The 17653-nt window shown below is 70.6% G+C and carries 16 protein-coding genes; 10 read left to right on the top strand and 6 right to left on the bottom strand.

What is annotated here, in order from left to right:
- Positions 1–176 precede the first annotated feature (176 nt).
- Positions 177–995 carry a serine hydrolase domain-containing protein gene (locus ACFYYR_RS01395; RefSeq protein ID WP_388845535.1) on the bottom strand — a complete coding sequence of 273 codons (819 nt, stop codon included), beginning with the start codon at positions 993–995 and terminating at the stop codon, positions 177–179.
- Positions 996–1191: 196 nt separating this feature from the next.
- Between ACFYYR_RS01395 and ACFYYR_RS01390 the strand changes: the two genes are divergently transcribed.
- Together ACFYYR_RS01390 and ACFYYR_RS01385 are read left to right on the top strand one after the other, a co-directional pair.
- The gene (locus tag ACFYYR_RS01390) at positions 1192–1671 is read left to right on the top strand and encodes a MerR family transcriptional regulator (protein ID WP_388845532.1); all 480 of its coding nucleotides are present in this window, start codon (positions 1192–1194) and stop codon (positions 1669–1671) included.
- The gene (locus ACFYYR_RS01385) at positions 1668–2702 is read left to right on the top strand and encodes an aldo/keto reductase (protein WP_388845529.1); all 1035 of its coding nucleotides are present in this window, start codon (positions 1668–1670) and stop codon (positions 2700–2702) included. Before ACFYYR_RS01390 ends, ACFYYR_RS01385 begins: the two co-directional genes overlap by 4 nt.
- Positions 2703–2760: 58 nt before the next feature.
- Here the strand turns inward: ACFYYR_RS01385 and ACFYYR_RS01380 are convergent, their stop codons facing one another.
- The 3 genes from ACFYYR_RS01380 to ACFYYR_RS01370 all read right to left on the bottom strand — a co-directional run bounded on the left by ACFYYR_RS01380 (position 2761) and on the right by ACFYYR_RS01370 (position 5765).
- Complete coding sequence (locus ACFYYR_RS01380; protein WP_388845527.1) at positions 2761–3672, bottom strand: DUF4429 domain-containing protein; 912 nt, start codon at positions 3670–3672, stop codon at positions 2761–2763.
- 56 nt (positions 3673–3728) lie between these two features.
- The gene (locus ACFYYR_RS01375; protein ID WP_388845524.1) at positions 3729–4970 is read right to left on the bottom strand and encodes an alpha/beta hydrolase; all 1242 of its coding nucleotides are present in this window, start codon (positions 4968–4970) and stop codon (positions 3729–3731) included.
- Between the two features lie 120 nt (positions 4971–5090).
- Positions 5091–5765 (bottom strand): TetR family transcriptional regulator, encoded by a 675-nt coding sequence (locus ACFYYR_RS01370; protein ID WP_388845521.1) that lies wholly within the window; start codon positions 5763–5765, stop codon positions 5091–5093.
- 116 nt (positions 5766–5881) lie between these two features.
- Here ACFYYR_RS01370 and ACFYYR_RS01365 point away from each other — a divergent pair, with 116 nt between their 5' ends.
- Both ACFYYR_RS01365 and ACFYYR_RS01360 read left to right on the top strand, forming a co-directional pair.
- The gene (locus ACFYYR_RS01365; protein ID WP_388845518.1) at positions 5882–7483 is read left to right on the top strand and encodes an MFS transporter; all 1602 of its coding nucleotides are present in this window, start codon (positions 5882–5884) and stop codon (positions 7481–7483) included.
- Between the two features lie 235 nt (positions 7484–7718).
- Positions 7719–8129 carry a peptidase inhibitor family I36 protein gene (locus ACFYYR_RS01360; RefSeq protein ID WP_388845514.1) on the top strand — a complete coding sequence of 137 codons (411 nt, stop codon included), beginning with the start codon at positions 7719–7721 and terminating at the stop codon, positions 8127–8129.
- Between the two features lie 347 nt (positions 8130–8476).
- Here the strand turns inward: ACFYYR_RS01360 and aceE are convergent, their stop codons facing one another.
- The gene (gene aceE, locus ACFYYR_RS01355; RefSeq protein WP_388845511.1) at positions 8477–11224 is read right to left on the bottom strand and encodes a pyruvate dehydrogenase (acetyl-transferring), homodimeric type; all 2748 of its coding nucleotides are present in this window, start codon (positions 11222–11224) and stop codon (positions 8477–8479) included.
- A 545-nt stretch (positions 11225–11769) separates the two neighbouring features.
- Here aceE and ACFYYR_RS01350 point away from each other — a divergent pair.
- The 6 genes from ACFYYR_RS01350 (at position 11770) to ACFYYR_RS01325 (ending at position 16505) form a co-directional block, all read left to right on the top strand.
- Positions 11770–12210, top strand: coding sequence for a DUF3052 domain-containing protein (locus ACFYYR_RS01350; protein ID WP_388845508.1), 441 nt, complete (start codon positions 11770–11772; stop codon positions 12208–12210).
- Positions 12211–12625: 415 nt separating this feature from the next.
- Positions 12626–13084, top strand: a complete 459-nt coding sequence (locus tag ACFYYR_RS01345) for a peroxiredoxin (protein WP_388845505.1) — start codon at positions 12626–12628, stop codon at positions 13082–13084.
- Between the two features lie 129 nt (positions 13085–13213).
- Positions 13214–13789: a TerD family protein gene (locus tag ACFYYR_RS01340; protein ID WP_351510234.1), complete on the top strand. Its 576-nt coding sequence runs from the start codon at positions 13214–13216 to the stop codon at positions 13787–13789.
- 113 nt (positions 13790–13902) lie between these two features.
- Positions 13903–14478, top strand: a complete 576-nt coding sequence (locus tag ACFYYR_RS01335; protein ID WP_388845502.1) for a TerD family protein — start codon at positions 13903–13905, stop codon at positions 14476–14478.
- Positions 14479–14527: 49 nt separating this feature from the next.
- Complete coding sequence (locus ACFYYR_RS01330; RefSeq protein WP_388845499.1) at positions 14528–15664, top strand: DUF475 domain-containing protein; 1137 nt, start codon at positions 14528–14530, stop codon at positions 15662–15664.
- 100 nt (positions 15665–15764) lie between these two features.
- Positions 15765–16505 (top strand): Tellurium resistance, encoded by a 741-nt coding sequence (locus tag ACFYYR_RS01325; protein ID WP_388845496.1) that lies wholly within the window; start codon positions 15765–15767, stop codon positions 16503–16505.
- A 93-nt stretch (positions 16506–16598) separates the two neighbouring features.
- On the opposite strand, the gene ACFYYR_RS01320 is transcribed toward ACFYYR_RS01325, so the two are convergent.
- On the bottom strand, positions 16599–17480 hold the full coding sequence (locus tag ACFYYR_RS01320) for a TerD family protein (protein ID WP_388845493.1): 882 nt from the start codon (positions 17478–17480) through the stop codon (positions 16599–16601).
- Between the last annotated feature and the right edge of the window lie 173 nt (positions 17481–17653).

Below are 17653 nucleotides of genomic sequence, written 5' to 3'. Positions count from 1 at the left end.
GGGGCCCGCCGGGGGCGGCCCCCCCCCCCACCCCGCGGTTTCTGGGCCCCCCCCCCCCCCCCAAAAAAACCCCCCCCCCCCCCCCCCCCCCCGCCCCCCCCACCCCCGAAACCCACCACACACCCGCACCCAACAACGACACCCGGCACCCGACACCCGACACCCGGCACCGTGGCTCAGCGGCCGGACGCCTCGGCCAGCACCGCGTCGGTGAACGCCGGCCAGGCCTCGACGGCCCAGGGACCGAAGGCGCGGTCGGTGAGCGCCACGCAGGCCAGCCGCGCGTCGGGGTCGACCCAGAGGAACGTCCCGGACTGGCCGAAGTGGCCGAAGGTCCGGGGCGAGGAGGCCGAGCCCGTCCAGTGCGGCGACTTGGCCGCACGGATCTCGAACCCGAGCCCCCAGTCGTTCGGCCGCTGGTGCCCGTAGCCGGGCAGCACGCCCGCCAGGCCGGGGTGGACCACCGCGGTCGCCTCGGCGACGGTCCGCGGGTCCAGCAGCTGCGGCGCCTGGAGCTCCGCCGCGAACCGGACCAGGTCGGAGACGGTCGACACGCCGTCCTTGGCGGGGGAGCCCGGCAGGTCGGTGGCGGTCATGCCCAGCGGCACCAGCACCGCCTGGCGCAGGTACTCGGCGAAGGGGATGTCCGTGGCCTTGGCGATGTGGTCGCCGAGGGCCTCGAAACCGGTGTTGGAGTAGAGCCGCCGGTTGCCGGGCTCCGCCATGATCCGCTGCTCGTCGAAGGCGAGGCCCGAGGTGTGCGCGAGCAGGTGCCGCACCGTGGAGCCCTCGGGGCCCGCGGGCTCGTCGAGCTCGACGGCGCCCTCCTCGTAGGCGACGAGCGCGGCGTAGGCGGCGAGCGGCTTGGTGACCGAGGCGAGCGGGAAGCGGTGGTCGACCGGGCCGTGCGACCCTGCGACGCTGCCGTCCGCGCGGACGACGGCGGCCGCCGCGGTGGGAACCGGCCAGTTCTCGATCATGCTCAGGCTCTGCATGGCCCGAGCCTAACCCGGGGCCCCGGGCGCCCGGCAGCGGGCCGGGGGCCGTACGGAACCGGCCGGATCCCGGCCTCGTTGGCCGGAAAATGCCGGTTGCTCGCGCTTGCTTGGAGTGCGCTCCAACTCTTTAGCGTTGACGTCGTCGTGAGGGCGTTGGCCCAACGCTGAAGACCTGCGAGGGACGGGGGCCGGTATGACCGTGACGGAGGGGGTGCCCGCATGGGTGCTCCAGTGCACCGGGTCCGATGACCCGCATCCCCGCCCGGCCGGAGCGGACCGCTACACGATCAGCGAGGTCGCGGCCGTCACCGGCCTGACCGCGCACACCCTGCGCTGGTACGAGCGGATCGGGCTGATGCCGCACGTCGACCGCTCGCACACCGGCCAGCGGCGCTACCGCAACCGGGATCTGGACTGGCTCGCGTTCGTCGGCCGGCTCCGGCTGACCGGCATGCCGGTCGCGGACATGGTCCGCTACGCGGAGCTGGTACGGCTGGGCGACGGCACAGTCGAGGAGCGGCGGGACCTGCTGCTGGCGCACCGCGAGGACGTGCGGCGGCGGATCGACGAACTGGCCGGCACCCTCGCGGTCCTCGACTACAAGATCGACACCTACGCCGGTGCCGCCGGCGCAGGAGCACCAGCGGAACGGATGAGTGGGGCAAGGCGATGAGCACGGAGAACAACGGCACGACCGACCCGATCGCACAGGTGGAGCTGGGCACCGGCGGCCCGCTGACCGGCGTCCAGGGCCTCGGCTGCATGGGCATGAGCTTCGCCTACGGCCCGACGGACGCCACCGAGGCACGGGCCACCCTGGAGCGGGCGCTGGACCTGGGCGTCACGCTCTACGACACCGCGGACATGTACGGCTTCGGGGAGAACGAGAAGTTCCTCGCCCCCTTCGTGCGGGCCCACCGCGACGAGATCGTGCTCGCCACGAAGTTCGGCATCGTCCTGGACCCGGACGACCCCTCGTACCGGGGGATCCGGAACGACCGGCCGTACCTCCGGGAGTGCGTCGAGGGCAGCCTGCGGCGCCTGGGCGTCGACACGATCGACCTCTACTACATGCACCGGCGCGACCCCGAGGTGCCGATCGAGGAGACGGCCGGCGCGATGGCCGAACTGGTGCAGGAGGGGAAGGTGAAGCACCTGGGACTGAGCGAGGTCACGGGTGAGGAGCTGCGCGCCGCGCACGCCGTGCACCCGATCGCCGCCGTCCAGTCGGAGTGGTCGCTGTTCAGCCGCGACGTGGAGAACACGGTGGTACCGGCCGCGGCCGAACTGGGCGTCGCCTTCGTGCCGTACTCGCCGCTCGGCAGGGGCTTCCTCACCGGGTCGTTCGTCAACGCCGACACCGAACTCACCACGGACGACTTCCGGAAGACCATGCCCCGCTTCACCGGGGACAACGCGGCGGCCAACGCCGAACTGCTGGCGCCCGTCCGCACGATCGCCGAGCGGCGGGGCGCCACCCTCGGCCAGATCGCGCTCGCCTGGGTGCAGCAGCGGGCCGTGGAGCACGGCCTGCCGGTCGTGCCCATCCCGGGCACCCGGAAGCGCACCCGGGTCGAGGAGAACACCGCGGCGACCCGGCTCGACCTGACCGCGGACGAACTCGCGCTGCTGGACCCCATCGCGGGCCGGGTGGCCGGGACGCGCTACCCCGACATGCGGTTCACCTCGGCGGGCCGCGAGTAGCGGGCCACGCGGGGGCCCGCCGCAGGGCACCCGGGGCGGCTCTCCGCCGCCCCGGGCCCTACAACTCGGCGAGCAGCTCCGCCTTCTTCGAGCTGAACTCGTCGTCCGTCAGCAGCCCCGCCTCGTGCAGCGCGCCCAGGTGCCGGATGCGGTCCGCGATGTCCGCCGGGTCGGGCCGGGCCTTGTCGGCGAGGACCGTCGGCGTCCGGGGCGCCGGCACACAGCGGCCCTGCTCCGGCTCGGCGGCCCGGACGGCCTCCAGGACCGAGGCGGCGAACGGCAGCGACTCGTGCACCAGCCCGTAGCCGAGACCGAAGACCACGGCCGCCGGGTCCTGGTCGGCCGCACCGGGCCGCGGGTCGTGCGCCGCGCAGCCGGCGGCGTCCGGCGCCGCGCGGCGGACCAGCCGCAGATACCCGTGCAGCACCTCGGGCGAGCGCCAGTCCACGCCCTCCAGCTCCTGCACCGTGAAGCTCTGGTCCCCGGCCTTCCACTTGGCGGAGGAGGCACCCGTCCAGAACCAGCGGAACGAGACCGAGCTCCCGTCGAAGTGCGCCTTGCCGTCGTAGGCCTTGAAGCTCATCGGCGGCGGCGGCGCCGTGACCAGGTACCGCTCGGCCGGTTCCGCCGCGTGCTCGCCGAGGGCGGAGCGCATCGCGTCGGCGTAGTACTCGGCGAGCGTCTCGCGCTCGGCGGGGAGCACCAGCCGGTACGGGTCGCAGCCCGTCTTGAGCTGTCCGTCGGCCACGTCCATCAGCGGGTCGGCGCCGGGCCGGGGCACGGCGCGCAGCGCCACCGTTCCCCGTCTGCCGTGTGTGAGCTCCACCGACGCCAGCGCCTCGTAGGGGATGCGTCGCTCGCCGAGCACCTGGAACAGCTTCGGCGTGCGGATCCCCCGTTCGAAGCGGATGAGCACGGAGTCCGTGTCGAACTCCCAGACGGTGTGAAAACCGGCCAGCACATCACCCATGCGGCTCATCGTATGCGGCGGTCGCCCGCCCGTCCCCCTTTGCTGCGCTACGCGCGTCAAACGTCTTCGGGTGCTGTGGTTCCGGAGGTGCACGAGGTCGTCGTGCCGTGCGCACAGGTGATCGAGCCCAGTGCGCCGACGCCGATCTCGGCGAAGTTCTCCAGGCTGTCGGTGCCCGGCTCGAAGTACCCGGCGTGCCCGACGGCCCGGTCCGCGGAGATCACCCGGGCGCCGAAGCCCGCGGACACCGGGTCGGCGCCGTGGCCCAGCTCGCCGATCTCCAGGTTGGGCACGTCCCGGATCCAGTCGTCGGAGTCCCGGGTGGCCCAGACGCGGGCCCGGGTGCCGAGCCCGGCGTAGCTCTCGGCCCGCATGCCGGGGCTGCCCGCCACCGCGATGTCGGTGACCTTCGGCGACAGGTCGCGCGCGGCGACGCCGCAGACGACCGAACCGTAGCTGTGGCAGAACAGCGAGACCCGGTCGGTGCCGCCCGGCAGGGAGTCGACGAGGGCGCGCAGCCGTACGGCGCCGTCCTCGGCGAGCCGGCCGGTGGCGGCGTCCACGCCCAGTCCGGCCGGGGCCGTGTAGTCGGCCCAGGCGATCACCGCGGTGCGCGCCGTGGGCTGCTCGGCGCGCTCGGCGTGGTACAGCGAGCGGGCCATGCCGACCGGTGCCCGGTTCTTCTGCCGGGTGCGCTCGAAGGTGGTGAGGTTGGTGTCCACCCCGGGCACCACGACCGAGACCTGGCGGGCCCGCGTGAGGTCACCGAAGACCTCGGCGGCCCGGCCCTGCCCGGTCGGGTCGAAGGCCAGGATCTGCCGGTCCTTGCCCATCATCGAGGTGAACCGGTTCATCAGCCGGCCGGCCTGCCGGCGGCCGTCCGGGGTGAGCCGGCGGTCCTTCATCCGCTCCTTCGCCGTGTCCCGGGCCTCGTCGAGCGCGATCCGGTTGGCCCGGTAACGCAGCTCCACCGGGGCGCCGCCGAGGTTGCCGACGACCAGGGGATAGCGCTGAGCGAGCTCCGCCCGCTGCTGCGGCGTCAGCGACCCGAAGAAACCGGCCACGGTCGCCCGTCCGGCCTCCGGGTCGGGGAGCTCGCGCCCGTCGATGGAGCCCTCCTCCCAGGCGGTGAGTGCCGCCTGCCGCGGCCCGGGGTCGGGCCGGTGGTGGCGGACGGCGGTCCAGCCGGTGGTCGCGAGCAGAACGAACACCACGGCCAGGGCGAGCACCGCACGCCATGCAGGGGAGTCGCCGAACCAGGTGGGGGTGGAGGAGCCGAGCTCAGGGAAAGAAGACACTGCGGGACACCCTAGGAGAAGCGGAGGGCGCCCCGTGCAGGGCGTGACCGAGATCACGTTTCATTGGGGTGCAATGAGTGTCACATTGGGCGCTATCGTCGGCACGATGTCCCGTGACGGCTACGGACCGTGAGGTCGCCAGTCCCCGGCGAGCGCCGGCCCGATCCGGTCCAGGTAGCTGACGGTGACGGCGCGGAGAGCCTCGATGCTCACGTCCTCGCCCGCCCCCCAGAGCTGCCCGGTCAGCCGCATCACCCCGCCGAACGCCGCCACGAGCACCCGCGGCCGCGGGTCGGCCTCGACGTCCAGCCCCTCGCGCCGGGCGACCTCCTGAGCCAGGCGCTCCTCCATCTCCACCGAGCGTCGCAGGTGGACGGCGAGCAGGGCGGGGGTCGACTCGATCGTCCGGTACATGCGCAGGTACAGCTCGGGCGGCACGGTCTCGCCGATGGCCCGGTCGATGGTGTCCCACACGAACATGACGGCATTGCGCAGTGCGGTCAGCGGTGCCTCGTCCGCGGGGCGTTCGTTCAGGGCCGCGAGGAAGTGGGACTCGGCGGCGTCCTGGAGGGCGAAGGCGACCTCTTCCTTGCTGGTGAAGTACCGGAAGAAGGTCCGCTGTGAGACCTCCACGGCCTCGGCGATCTCGTCGACCGTCGTCCGCTCGTACCCCTGGGCGGTGAACAGCTCCAGGGCGGAACGCATCAGGGCGTTCCGGGTGCGCAGCTTCTTCAGTTCCCGCAGGCCCGTCGGTGCCGGTGTGTCCCCGGCGGGCGCCGGCTGATCGAGCGTCACGTGTCGGCCCTCTTTCTGCCGCGTTCTCGCTGCTCACCCTACCTGTGTGCAAGGTGACAGCAACCGACTCATGAATCTGTTTGTCATTTGTCAGACGCTGACATTAGCCTCCGAACATGACCTCTCAGACCACCGTCGCCCGTGCGGCGACGGACCATCCCGTCACGGAGTCCCGCAAGGGGCTGCGGGGCCACCCCTGGCTGACGCTCTTCGCCGTCGCCATCGGGGTGATGATGGTCGCGCTCGACGGCACGATCGTCGCGATCGCCAACCCCGCGATCCAGTCGGACCTCGGCGCATCGCTCGCCGACGTGCAGTGGATCACCAACAGCTACATGCTCGCCCTGGCCGTCGCCCTGATCACGGCCGGCAAGCTCGGTGACCGCTTCGGCCACCGCCAGACCTTCCTGATCGGCGTGGCGGGCTTCGCCGCCGCGTCGGGGGCCATCGGACTGTCCGACAGCGTCGTGGCCGTCGTGCTCTTCCGGGTGTTCCAGGGGCTGTTCGGCGCGCTGCTGATGCCCGCGGCCCTGGGCCTGCTCCGGGCCACCTTCCCGGCCGAGAAGCTGAACATGGCCATCGGCATCTGGGGCGCGGTGATCGGTGCCTCCACCGCCGCCGGCCCGATCATCGGCGGCCTGCTCGTCGAGCACGTCAACTGGCAGTCGGTGTTCTTCATCAACGTGCCCGTCGGCCTGCTCGCGGTGGTGCTCGGTGTGGTGATCCTCAAGGACCACCGGGCCGAGAACACCGCGAAGTCCTTCGACATCCCCGGCATCGTCCTGCTGTCGGGGGCGATGTTCTGCCTCATCTGGGCGCTCATCAAGGCCCATGAGTGGCACTGGGGCTCGTCCCGGACGCTGCTCTTCCTCGGCCTGGCGCTGCTGAGCTTCGTGCTGTTCGTCGTCTGGGAGGCCAAGGCCCGCGAGCCGCTGCTGCCGCTGCGGATGTTCCGCTCCGCGCCGCTCTCCGCCGGCACCGTGCTGATGGTGCTGATGGCGTTCGGCTTCATGGGCGGGCTGTTCTTCGTCACCTTCTATCTGCAGAACGTGCACGGCATGACGCCGGTCGACAGCGGCCTGCACCTGCTGCCGCTCACCGCCATGATGATCGTCGCCTCGCCGGCCGCGGGTGCCCTCATCACCAAGGTGGGCCCGCGCATCCCGCTGGTCGGCGCCATGGTGATCACGGCGATCGCGCTGTTCGGCCTCTCCACCCTGGAGATCGGCACCGGCACGGGTCTGATGTCGCTCTGGTTCGCGCTGCTGGGCCTGGGGCTCGCCCCGGTCATGGTCGGCGCCACCGAAGTGATCGTCGGCAACGCCCCGATCGAGCACTCCGGCGTGGCCGGCGGACTCCAGCAGGCCGCCATGCAGGTCGGCGGCAGCCTCGGCACGGCGGTGCTCGGCGCGGTCATGGCCAACCGGGTGGACGACACGCTGCCCGGCAACTGGGCCGACGCCAAGCTGCCCCCGGTGCCGGAGGGGCAGATGGGCAAGCTCGCCGACGCGGTCTCCGTGGGCGCGGCCCCGGTCCCGAAGGGCACTCCGCCGCCGATCGCCGAGAAGATCACCGCCGTCGCCCATGACACGTTCGTGTCGGGCATGGGGGTCTCCTTCGTCGTCGCCGGGTGTGTCGCCGCCGCTGCGGCCCTGGTCGCCGTCCTCACCAAGCGCGGTGAGAACGCCGAGGCGGGAGCCGGGGGAGCGCACCTCTGACGCCGGTGCCGCCCGTCGGCGGCTCGCGGCGGCCGGTGCGTTGCCCGCACCTCCGGACACCTGTCAACAGCCCTGCCGGGCCCGCCCGGCAGGGCTGTCGCCTATCCGGGTGGCATCGGCGCCAGGCCCTTGGAGCGGCGGCGGGGCTGCGCGAGGCTCACGGCGAGACCGCCGGGCGGTGGTCCGCACGCCGGACCGCCGCCCGGCACTGTCACGGGGAGTGATGCTGATGCGTATGACACGGCGTACCGCCGTCCTGACCGCCGCCACCGCCGCGGCCGCGGCCCTGTTCCTCCCGGCCGGACCGCCGGCCGCGGCCGGGCCGCTGACCGCCCCCGGCCGGGCGGCCCCCACCGCGGGACCACCCCTCGGCGACTGCGCCGCGGGACAGCTCTGTCTCTGGCGGAAGGGCGACTTCCGCGGCGTCCGGCACACCTATGAACTCTCCGGCACCGCCATCGAGAGCTGTGTCCCGGTCCCGCGCGGCGCCGTGCTCTCGCTGGCCAACCGGACCGGCCGGCCCGTCACCGGCTACCAGTCCGCCGCGTGCGAGGAGACCGGGGAATTCGACACGTATCCGGGCGGCGGCAGTTGGGTGCCCCAATCGCCGTACCAGGTACGGGCGTTCAAGATCTGGGAGCGCTGAGCGCCCGGACCGTCGTCCCGATCACGCCGACGCCGTGTCTGGAAACGGCCGTCCGGGGTAGCCGAAGGAGGAGCCCGATACGGCCGAACCCGAGGAGGGACGATGGCTGGTTTCGGACACACCCGTGAGCGCGGGTACCTCCGTTCATGCGGCCGGATGGGGTCGCGGGGCGGGCCGGACCGCGCGATACCCGGGACGACCGGGAGGACCCGCGGCAGTGCGGGCCACGGCCTGGGCAGGCCGACGGGTGGTCACCGGACCTGAGGGCACGCACAAATGGCGCGCCCCGGCCGGATGTCGATCCGGCCGGGGCGCGCCGTGCGTTCACACGCCGTGCAGGCGGGTCCTCACGCGTCGCCGCCCGCGGCGCCCGGGTCGGCCGCCGCCACGTCGAGCAGCTGGTAGCGGTCGATCGCCTGCTTCAGCACCGAGCGGTCGACCTTGCCCTCCTTGGCGAGCTCGGTGAGCACGCCGAGGACGATCGACTGGGCGTCGATGTGGAAGAAGCGGCGCGCCGCACCCCGGGTGTCGGCGAAGCCGAACCCGTCGGCGCCCAGCGACTGGTAGCTGCCCGGCACCCAGCGAGCGATCTGGTCCGGAACGGCCCGCATCCAGTCGGACACGGCCACCTTCGGGCCCTCGGCGCTCTGGAGCTTCTGCGTGATGTACGGAACGCGCTGCTCCTCCTCCGGGTGCAGGAGGTTGTGCTCCTCGGCCTCGACCGCGTCGCGGCGCAGCTCGTTCCAGGAGGTCGCCGACCAGACGTCCGCCTTGACGTTCCACTCCTCGGCGAGGATCTGCTGCGCCTCGACCGCCCACGGCACCGCCACACCGGAGGCGAGGATCTGGGCCGGGATCTCGCCCTGCTCGCCCTGCTTGATCCGGTGGATGCCCTTGAGGATGCCCTCGACGTCCACGTCGCCCGGCTCGGCCGGGTGCTGGATCGGCTCGTTGTACACGGTGAGGTAGTAGAAGATGTCCTCGCCGTGCGGGTGCTCGTCGGACGAGCCGTACATCCGGCGCAGACCGTCCTTGACGATGTGCGCGATCTCGTAGCCGTAGGCCGGGTCGTACGCGACGGCGGCCGGGTTGGTCGAGGCCAGCAGCTGCGAGTGGCCGTCCGCGTGCTGCAGACCCTCACCGGTCAGCGTCGTGCGGCCGGCGGTCGCGCCCAGCACGAAGCCGCGCGCCAGCTGGTCGGCCATCTGCCAGAACTGGTCACCGGTGCGCTGGAACCCGAACATCGAGTAGAAGACGTACACCGGGATCAGCGGCTCGCCGTGCGTCGCGTAGGACGATCCGGCGGCGATCAGCGAGGACGTGCAGCCCGCCTCGGAGATGCCGTCGTGCAGCATCTGGCCGGTCGGGGACTCCTTGTAGGCCAGGAGCAGCTCCCGGTCCACGGACTCGTACTGCTGGCCCAGCGGGTTGTAGATCTTCGCCGACGGGAAGAACGAGTCCATGCCGAAGGTCCGGTACTCGTCCGGGGCGATCAGCACGAAGCGCTTGCCGATCTCCTTGTCCCGCATGAGGTCCTTGAGCAGCCGGACGAACGCCATGGTGGTGGCGATCGACTGCTGGCCGGAGCCCTTCTTGACCGGCGCGTAGGCCTTGTCGTCCGGGAGGTTCAGCGGCTTCGACCGCACGACCCGGGTCGGCACGTAGCCGCCCAGACCCTGGCGGCGGTCGTGCATGTACTGGATCTCCTCGGAGTCGCGCCCCGGGTGGTAGTACGGCGGGACGCCGGACTCCAGCTCCTTGTCCGGGATCGGCAGGTGCAGCCGGTCGCGGAAGCCCTTGAGGTCGTCGACCGTCAGCTTCTTCATCTGGTGGGTCGCGTTGCGGCCCTCGAAGTTCGGGCCGAGCGTCCAGCCCTTGACGGTCTGCGCCAGGATCACGGTCGGCTGGCCCTTGTGGGCCTTGGCCGCCGCGTACGCCGCGTAGATCTTCTTGTGGTCGTGGCCACCGCGGCCCAGGTGCAGGATCTGGTCGTCGGTCATGCCCTCGACCATCTTGCGCAGCCGCAGGTCGTCACCGAAGAAGTGCTCGCGGATGTACGCGCCGGTCTCGGTGGCGTAGGTCTGGAACTGCCCGTCGGGGGTGGTGTTCAGCCGGTTGACCAGCACACCGTCCCGGTCCTGGGCGAGCAGCGGGTCCCAGCTGCGGTCCCAGACCAGCTTGATCACGTTCCAGCCGGCGCCGCGGAAGTACGACTCCAGCTCCTGCATGATCTTGCCGTTGCCGCGCACCGGGCCGTCGAGGCGCTGCAGGTTGCAGTTGACCACGAAGGTCAGGTTGTCCAGGCCCTCACGGGCGGCGATGGACAGCTGGCCGAGCGACTCCGGCTCGTCCATCTCGCCGTCGCCGAGGTAGGCCCACACATGGGACTTGGAGGTGTCCGCGATGCCGCGGGCCTCCAGGTAGCGGTTCATCCGCGCCTGGTAGATCGCGCCCATCGGGCCGAGGCCCATGGAGACGGTCGGGAACTCCCAGAAGTCCGGCATCAGCCGCGGGTGCGGGTAGCTGGAGAGGCCGTAGGGGGCCTTCGACTTCTCCTGGCGGAAGGCGTCGAGCTGCTGCTCGTTCAGGCGGTCCAGGAGGTACGCGCGGGCGTAGATGCCCGGCGACGCGTGCCCCTGGAAGAAGATCTGGTCACCGCCGTCGCCCTCGTCCTTGCCGCGGAAGAAGTGGTTGAAGCCCACGTCGTAGAGCGACGCCGACGAGGCGAAGGTGGCGATGTGGCCGCCGACGCCGATACCGGGACGCTGCGCGCGGGAGACCATCACCGCCGCGTTCCACCGGGTCGCGTTGAGGACCTTGCGCTCGATCTCCTCGTTGCCGGGGAAGAACGGCTCGTCCTTGGTCGCGATGGTGTTCACGTAGTCCGTGCTGCGCATCTCGGGCACGGCCACGCGCTTCTCGCGGGCACGCTCGATCAGGCGGAGCATCAGGTAGCGGGCACGTTCACGGCCCCGCTCGTCGACGGCTGCGTCGAGCGAGTCGAGCCATTCCCCGGTCTCTTCGGGATCAAAGTCCGGGACCTGGCTGGGAAGGCCGCCAATGATGATCGGGTTGCGATCGGATCCGGAAGCCACGCTGTTCCTTCGCTGTTCGGGTCATGCCCTGCGTGTGGTCAGGGCACTCTCTGCTGGTGTCGCGCCGCCTCCCATCGTGTACCTCAGGGGACGGAAACGTCATCTCTACTGGGCGGTAACGCCACTCTGTGAGATTCCGGGCCCTCCGGCAGTCGTTCTGCCATGCGGCCAAATCGCAACCTTACGCCCACGGGCCCAGTGCTCCGCCTGCGGGCGCCGGTCAACCGGACTCGCTGATTCCGGAATCGGATCGACCGATTCCGCACTTCCCGGTCGCCCGGCGCCTACACTCCGGCTCCCGGCCCACGGTACGCCTCTGTGAGGTGAATCACTGCGGGCCGTTCCGTCATGATGGGAGATGCGGCAAGAGTCCCCCATGACTCCCTATGCTCCGCATAACGCCGTATGGGGGCGCCCCCATACGTTTGGGCGGGATCAGTGGCCGGGTACTTGCGCGAACCGCCCGGCCCGTGTGGACTACGCCCAATACCTCGCGTACGCGTGGGGTGACAGGCATCTTCTCGAAATATGACAGGAGGCAATCCGTGAGCGCGACCGCGGACCACGCGGAGGAGCGGACCAACCCTGCCGCCAGGCTGGGTTTCCAGCCCGGACAGGTGGTCCAGGAGCTCGGTTACGACGACGACACCGAGCAGGAGCTGCGTGAGGCCATCGAGGAACTCACCGGCACGGACCTCGTCGATGAGGACTACGACGACGTGGCCGACGCCGTTGTGCTGTGGTTCCGCGACGACGACGGTGACCTGACGGACGCGCTGGTGGACGCCACCACGATGATCGACTCCGGGTCCCCGGTCTGGCTGATGACGCCGAAGACCGGGCGCGACGGATATGTCGAGCCGAGTGACATCGGCGAGGCCGCGCAGACCGCCGGCCTGGCGCAGACCAGCAGCATCAACGCGGGCAAGGACTGGACCGGCAGCCGTCTGGTGACCCCGAAGGCCGCCCGCTCGGGCAAGCGCTAGACGGTCACCGGCCGGGCCCGCCTCCGCCTCGCGGTGCGGCGGCCCGGTGCCGTACGGCACCGGGCCCGCCCGTGGCCCCGCCCGCTCGGCCCCGTCCGCTCGCCGCGGGCCGGTGGACCGGCCACGGAGGGCAGCGCCCAGGGCCTGACGAGGGCGCGGTCGGCGGTGCCCGCGCCCCGCTCCCGCACCGGGCATCCGCTCACGGATCCCGCCTCCGATTCCCCTGCCGTCCGGCTCCCGGGGCCCCGCCCCCGGTCCGGACACGACAGGCATCCCATGCCCCCGGTGGCCCCGCCACCGGGGGCATGGTGCGTCCGGCCCCGCCCGCAGTGACAGACTGGCCGGGAACCCGCCGGCGCCGGGGCGGCACAGGGCCTCCCGGGGGCCGGCCCGTCTCGAGAGAGGGATACGCGCCATGGCGATCGAGGTCGGTACGAAGGCCCCGGATCTTGAGCTGAAGAACCAGCACGGCGAGACCGTGCGTCTCTCCGACTTCCGCGGGGAGAAGAACGTCGTCCTCCTCTTCTACCCGTTCGCCTTCACCGGCGTCTGCACCGGCGAGCTGTGCGCCCTGCGGGACGAGCTGCCCCGCTTCGTCAACGACGACGTGCAGCTGCTCGCCGTCTCCAACGACTCCCCGTTCACCCTCCGCGTCTTCGCCGAGCAGGAGGGCCTGGAGTACCCCCTGCTGTCGGACTTCTGGCCGCACGGCGAGGCATCGCGTGCGTACGGCGTCTTCGACGAGGAGAAGGGCTGCGCGGTCCGCGGCACCTTCATCATCGACAAGGAGGGCGTGGTGCGCTGGACCGTGGTCAACGGTCTGCCCGACGCCCGGGACCTGAACGAGTACGTGAAGGCCCTCGACACGCTCTGACCGGGACTCTCCGCGGCAAACCCCCTGTAGTCGGGGGGAACCGCTCACTAGGATCGATTCGTTGATCCGATGCCAAGCACGACGGGGGCGCAGGTTGTCTACGTTCCCCTCGAATCGATGGGAGGACTCGTGGGAGTCAGCCTCAGCAAGGGCGGCAACGTCTCGCTGTCCAAGGCAGCCCCCAACCTGACGGCGGTCACCGTCGGACTGGGCTGGGACGCCCGTACCACCACCGGTACCGACTTCGACCTCGACGCCAGCGCTCTGCTGACCAACGCCGAGGGCAAGGTCGGCAACGACCAGAACTTCGTGTTCTTCAACAACCTCAAGAGCCCGGACGGCTCGGTCGAGCACACCGGTGACAACATCACCGGTGAGGGCGAGGGCGACGACGAGCAGATCAAGGTGAACCTGGCCGCCGTACCGGCCGATGTCACCAAGATCGTGTTCCCCGTCTCGATCTACGAGGCGGAGAGCCGTCAGCAGAGTTTCGGCCAGGTCCGCAACGCGTTCATCCGCGTGGTGAACCAGGCCGACAACAACGAGCTGGCGCGGTACGACCTCAGCGAGGACGCCTCGACGGAGACCGCCATGGTCTTCGGCGAGCTGTACCGCAACGGCGCGGAGTGGAAGTTCCGGGCCATCGGACAGGGGTATGCCTCGGGTCTGCGCGGCATCGCGCAGGACTTCGGGGTCAACGTCTGACCTCAGGTCCACCGGTGTCCGGCGCCGCCACCCTCCCGGGGTGCGGCGCCGGACGCGGATCGGGTGCTGCTCGCGCAAGGTCACCCGCAGATCACTCAGGGGAGGAAAGAAACATGGGCGTCACGCTCGCCAAAGGGGGCAATGTCTCCCTCTCCAAGGCCGCGCCGAACCTCAGGCAGGTGATGGTCGGACTGGGCTGGGACGCGCGCTCCACCACCGGTGCGCCGTTCGACCTCGATGCCAGTGCCCTGCTCTGCCAGGCGGGCAAGGTGCTCGGCGACGAGTGGTTCGTCTTCTACAACAACCTCAAGAGCCCCGACGGCTCCGTGGAGCACACCGGAGACAACCTCACCGGTGAGGGCGAGGGCGACGACGAGTCACTCCTGATCGACCTCTCCGCCGTGCCGGAGCGCGTGGACAAGATCATCTTTCCGGTGTCGATTCATGACGCCGACGCCCGCGGCCAGACATTCGGCCAGGTCAGGAATGCGTTTATCCGGGTGGTGAACCAGGCGGACCAGCAGGAGCTGGCACGTTACGACCTCAGCGAGGACGCCTCGGGCGAAACCGCGATGATCTTCGGCGAGGTCTACCGGTACGAAGGGGAATGGAAGTTCCGGGCGGTGGGACAGGGGTACGCGTCAGGACTCCGAGGCATCGCTCTAGACTTCGGGGTCAATGTTTCGTAAAGCCTGCGCCCCGGGCGCGGGGGACCCCGTACACACGATTGGGTAGCCAGTGCTTCTGAAAACGTTCGGCTGGTCGTTCGCCGTCACGGTGATCGGCCTTGCCGCAGCCGCCTGGGGATGGGGGTGGCAGGCGTTCGGGGTCGTGCTGATCCTGTCCATCCTCGAGATCTCCCTCTCCTTCGACAACGCCGTCGTCAATGCCGGCGTGCTGAAGAAGATGAATGCCTTCTGGCAGAAGATCTTCCTCACCATCGGCATTCTCATCGCAGTCTTCGGTATGCGGCTGGTGTTCCCGGTCGTGATCGTCGCGATCAGCGCCAAGGTGGGGCCGATCGAGGCCGTGCAGCTCGCTCTGGACAAGCCGGACGAGTACAAGGACCTGGTCACCGACGCCCACCCGGCGATCGCCGCATTCGGTGGCATGTTCCTGCTGATGATCTTCCTCGACTTCATCTTCGAGGACCGGGACATCAAGTGGCTCGGCTGGATCGAGCGTCCGCTCGCCAAGCTCGGCAAGGTCGACATGCTGTCGGTCTGCATCGCCCTGATCGTGCTGCTGATCTCGGCGATGACCGTCGCCACCCACGCGCACCAGAGCACCGGTCACGCCGACAAGTCGTCCACCGTGCTGCTCGCGGGGGTCGCCGGTCTGATCACCTACCTCCTGGTGGGCGGGCTCTCCAGCCACTTCGAGAACAAGCTCGAGGAAGAGGAGGAGCGCGAGCAGGAGGCCGAGGAGGAGGCCAAGAAGGCGGGCAAGGAGCCCACCATGGTCGGCCTCGCGGGCAAGGCCGCGTTCTTCATGTTCCTCTACCTCGAGGTGCTGGACGCGTCCTTCTCCTTCGACGGCGTCATCGGCGCCTTCGCCGTCACCAACCAGATCTTCTGGATGGCGCTGGGTCTCGGCATCGGCGCGATGTACGTCCGGTCGCTCACCGTCTACCTGGTGCGCCAGGGCACGCTCGACGAGTACGTCTACCTGGAGCACGGTGCGCACTACGCCATCGGCGCCCTCGCGGTGCTTCTGCTCGTCACCATCCAGTACGAGATCCCCGAGGTCATCACCGGCGGCCTCGGCGTCGCGCTGATCGCCTTGTCCTTCTGGTCGTCGGTGCGCCGCAACCGCGCCGAGGCGGCCGAGGACGGCTCCAGCGAGCAGAAGTCCGAGGTCACCTCCGGGGTGTGACGACGGCGGGTTTGAGGAACGCTCTGAACCGGGGCGGTCACGAGGTGCAGTCCTCGTGGCCGCCCCGTGCTGTTCGGGGCCGACAAGTGTGGGGGTCGAGATGTCCTTCTGGAACAACGTGCTGCGGGGCGGAGGGTCGGGCTTCGACAGCGGCAACGCGTCGTCGAACACCATCGAGCTGACGAAACGCCATGCCACGGTGTCGCTCACCAAACAGGGCGCGGCCACCGGCAATCTGCGCGTCAACCTGTCCTGGCGGATGCGCACCTCCGACATCGGCGGCCGGTCCCGCAGCGTCAGGGACCTGCTGCGCCACCCGCTGAGGATGTTCCAGCCCGAGATGGTGCAGGCGCAGGGGCCCGCGGTGGTGCAGATCGACCTCGACCTGGCCTGCCTGTACGAGTTGCAGGACGGCACCAAGGGCGTCGTCCAGCCGCTCGGCGAGTTCCTCGGCGACATCAACTCCCCGCCGTATGTGAAGCTCAGCGGCGACGACCGGTTCGGCTCCGGCTCCGGCGAGACGATCTACATCAACCTGGACCACCGGGACGAGATCAAGCGGCTGCTGATCTTCGTCTACATCTACGACGGAACCCCGGCCTTCGACCGCACGCACGCCGTCGTCACCCTCTACCCGAGCAACGGCCCACGGGTGGAGATCGGCCTCGACGAGCGCGCCCCGCAGGCCCGCTCCTGTGCCGTGATGATGATCGAGAACAACAAGGGCGAGCTGACGGTCCGGCGCGAGGTGAAGTACGTCTACGGCTTCCAGGCCGAACTCGACCGGCTCTACGGCTGGGGGATGCACTGGGGCCGGGGGTACAAGAAGACCGGGGTCTAGACGATCCCGTCCGCGGCGTTCTGCGGGGGCCGCCCCTCCGAACGGCCCGTGCGCCGGGGCCGGTTCCGGCGCACGGAACCGGCCGCCGTCAACTCAACGGTTCTGCTGGAACTGCGGTCCCTGGGGCGGCAGCGTGACCGGTTCGCCCGTCGGCGTCTGCGGATATCCGTACGCGGGCTGCTGCGGGTAGCCGTACGCGGGCGCGGGCTGCTGCGGCGGCACCGTGGGCGGGGCGGTCGGGGGCAGCGGCGGATAGCCGTACCCCTGCTGCAGCGGCTCGGTGGGCGCGGAGTCGGCGACGGGGCGCGGCTCGGGCTGTGCCTCGGGCAGCGGCTGGGACGGCGACTGCTGCGCCTCGGGACCGGGCTGCGGCCAGGTCTCCGGCTCCGGGGTGCCGGCCGCCTCCGGCCCGCCCTCCTCGACCGAGATCCCGAACTCCGTGGCCAGGCCGAGCAGACCGGAGTCGTAGCCCTGGCCCAGCGCGCGGAACTTCCAGGCGTCCCCGCGGCGGTAGAACTCCCCGCAGATCAGGGCGGTTTCGTCGCCGGTCTCGGGCTGCACCGCGAACGTCGCGATCGGCTCGCCGCTGCCGGGCTCGCCGCCGGCCGCCGGCTCGTCCGCGCCGTACAGCAGCACGCACAGGTCCGGGACCATGCCGAAGGCGCCGCCGTCCGCGGACGCCGCCAGCACCACCCGGTCGACCGACGGCTCCAGCGGCGGCAGCTCCGCCTCGATGGTGTCGGTGAGCCCCTCGGCCACCCGCTTCTTGGTCAGGTGGCGGACCAGGCCGGAGGGGTGCTGCGGCTGGTTGTAGAAGATGAAGTCCTCATCCGTACGCACCCGCCCGTCGGGGCCCAGCAGCAGGGCCGACGCATCGACATCGGGTACGTCCGGACCGGGGGTCCAGCGCAGTACCGCCCGTACGGTGGTGGCCTCCAGCGGGATGTTCGACCCCTTGAGCATCGCATGCGTCATGTCCGCAATCCTGCCCTCCCCGTGACAGCGGGAACAACGCGGGGGTTCCGAGGAGCCCCGGGTGTCCGGCTGTCGGCAACGTCGGTGACGCGTACCGGTTACTTGGTTTTTATGGACTCGCTCATGGTTTTGGGGAACTCTTGACCCTTGGCCGGACGTACGATGACCGGCTG

Origin of the sequence: Streptomyces sp. NPDC001922 (assembly GCF_042891165.1) — a bacterium.
Classification (GTDB): Bacteria; Actinomycetota; Actinomycetes; order Streptomycetales; family Streptomycetaceae; genus Streptomyces.
This window is presented reverse-complemented; position numbering and strand designations above follow the sequence as displayed.

Excerpts from the sequence above, each read along its gene's own strand:
- ACFYYR_RS01320 (WP_388845493.1), bottom strand. The coding sequence starts at position 17,480 with ATGACGCATGCGATGCTCAAGGGGTCGAACATCCCGCTGGAGGCCACC.
- ACFYYR_RS01365 (WP_388845518.1), top strand. The coding sequence starts at position 5,882 with ATGACCTCTCAGACCACCGTCGCCCGTGCGGCGACGGACCATCCCGTC.
- ACFYYR_RS01380 (WP_388845527.1), bottom strand. The coding sequence starts at position 3,672 with ATGGGTGATGTGCTGGCCGGTTTTCACACCGTCTGGGAGTTCGACACG.
- ACFYYR_RS01345 (WP_388845505.1), top strand. The coding sequence starts at position 12,626 with ATGGCGATCGAGGTCGGTACGAAGGCCCCGGATCTTGAGCTGAAGAAC.
- ACFYYR_RS01335 (WP_388845502.1), top strand. The coding sequence starts at position 13,903 with ATGGGCGTCACGCTCGCCAAAGGGGGCAATGTCTCCCTCTCCAAGGCC.
- ACFYYR_RS01360 (WP_388845514.1), top strand. The coding sequence starts at position 7,719 with ATGACACGGCGTACCGCCGTCCTGACCGCCGCCACCGCCGCGGCCGCG.
- ACFYYR_RS01385 (WP_388845529.1), top strand. The coding sequence starts at position 1,668 with ATGAGCACGGAGAACAACGGCACGACCGACCCGATCGCACAGGTGGAG.
- ACFYYR_RS01390 (WP_388845532.1), top strand. The coding sequence starts at position 1,192 with ATGACCGTGACGGAGGGGGTGCCCGCATGGGTGCTCCAGTGCACCGGG.
- ACFYYR_RS01395 (WP_388845535.1), bottom strand. The coding sequence starts at position 995 with ATGCAGAGCCTGAGCATGATCGAGAACTGGCCGGTTCCCACCGCGGCG.
- ACFYYR_RS01325 (WP_388845496.1), top strand. The coding sequence starts at position 15,765 with ATGTCCTTCTGGAACAACGTGCTGCGGGGCGGAGGGTCGGGCTTCGAC.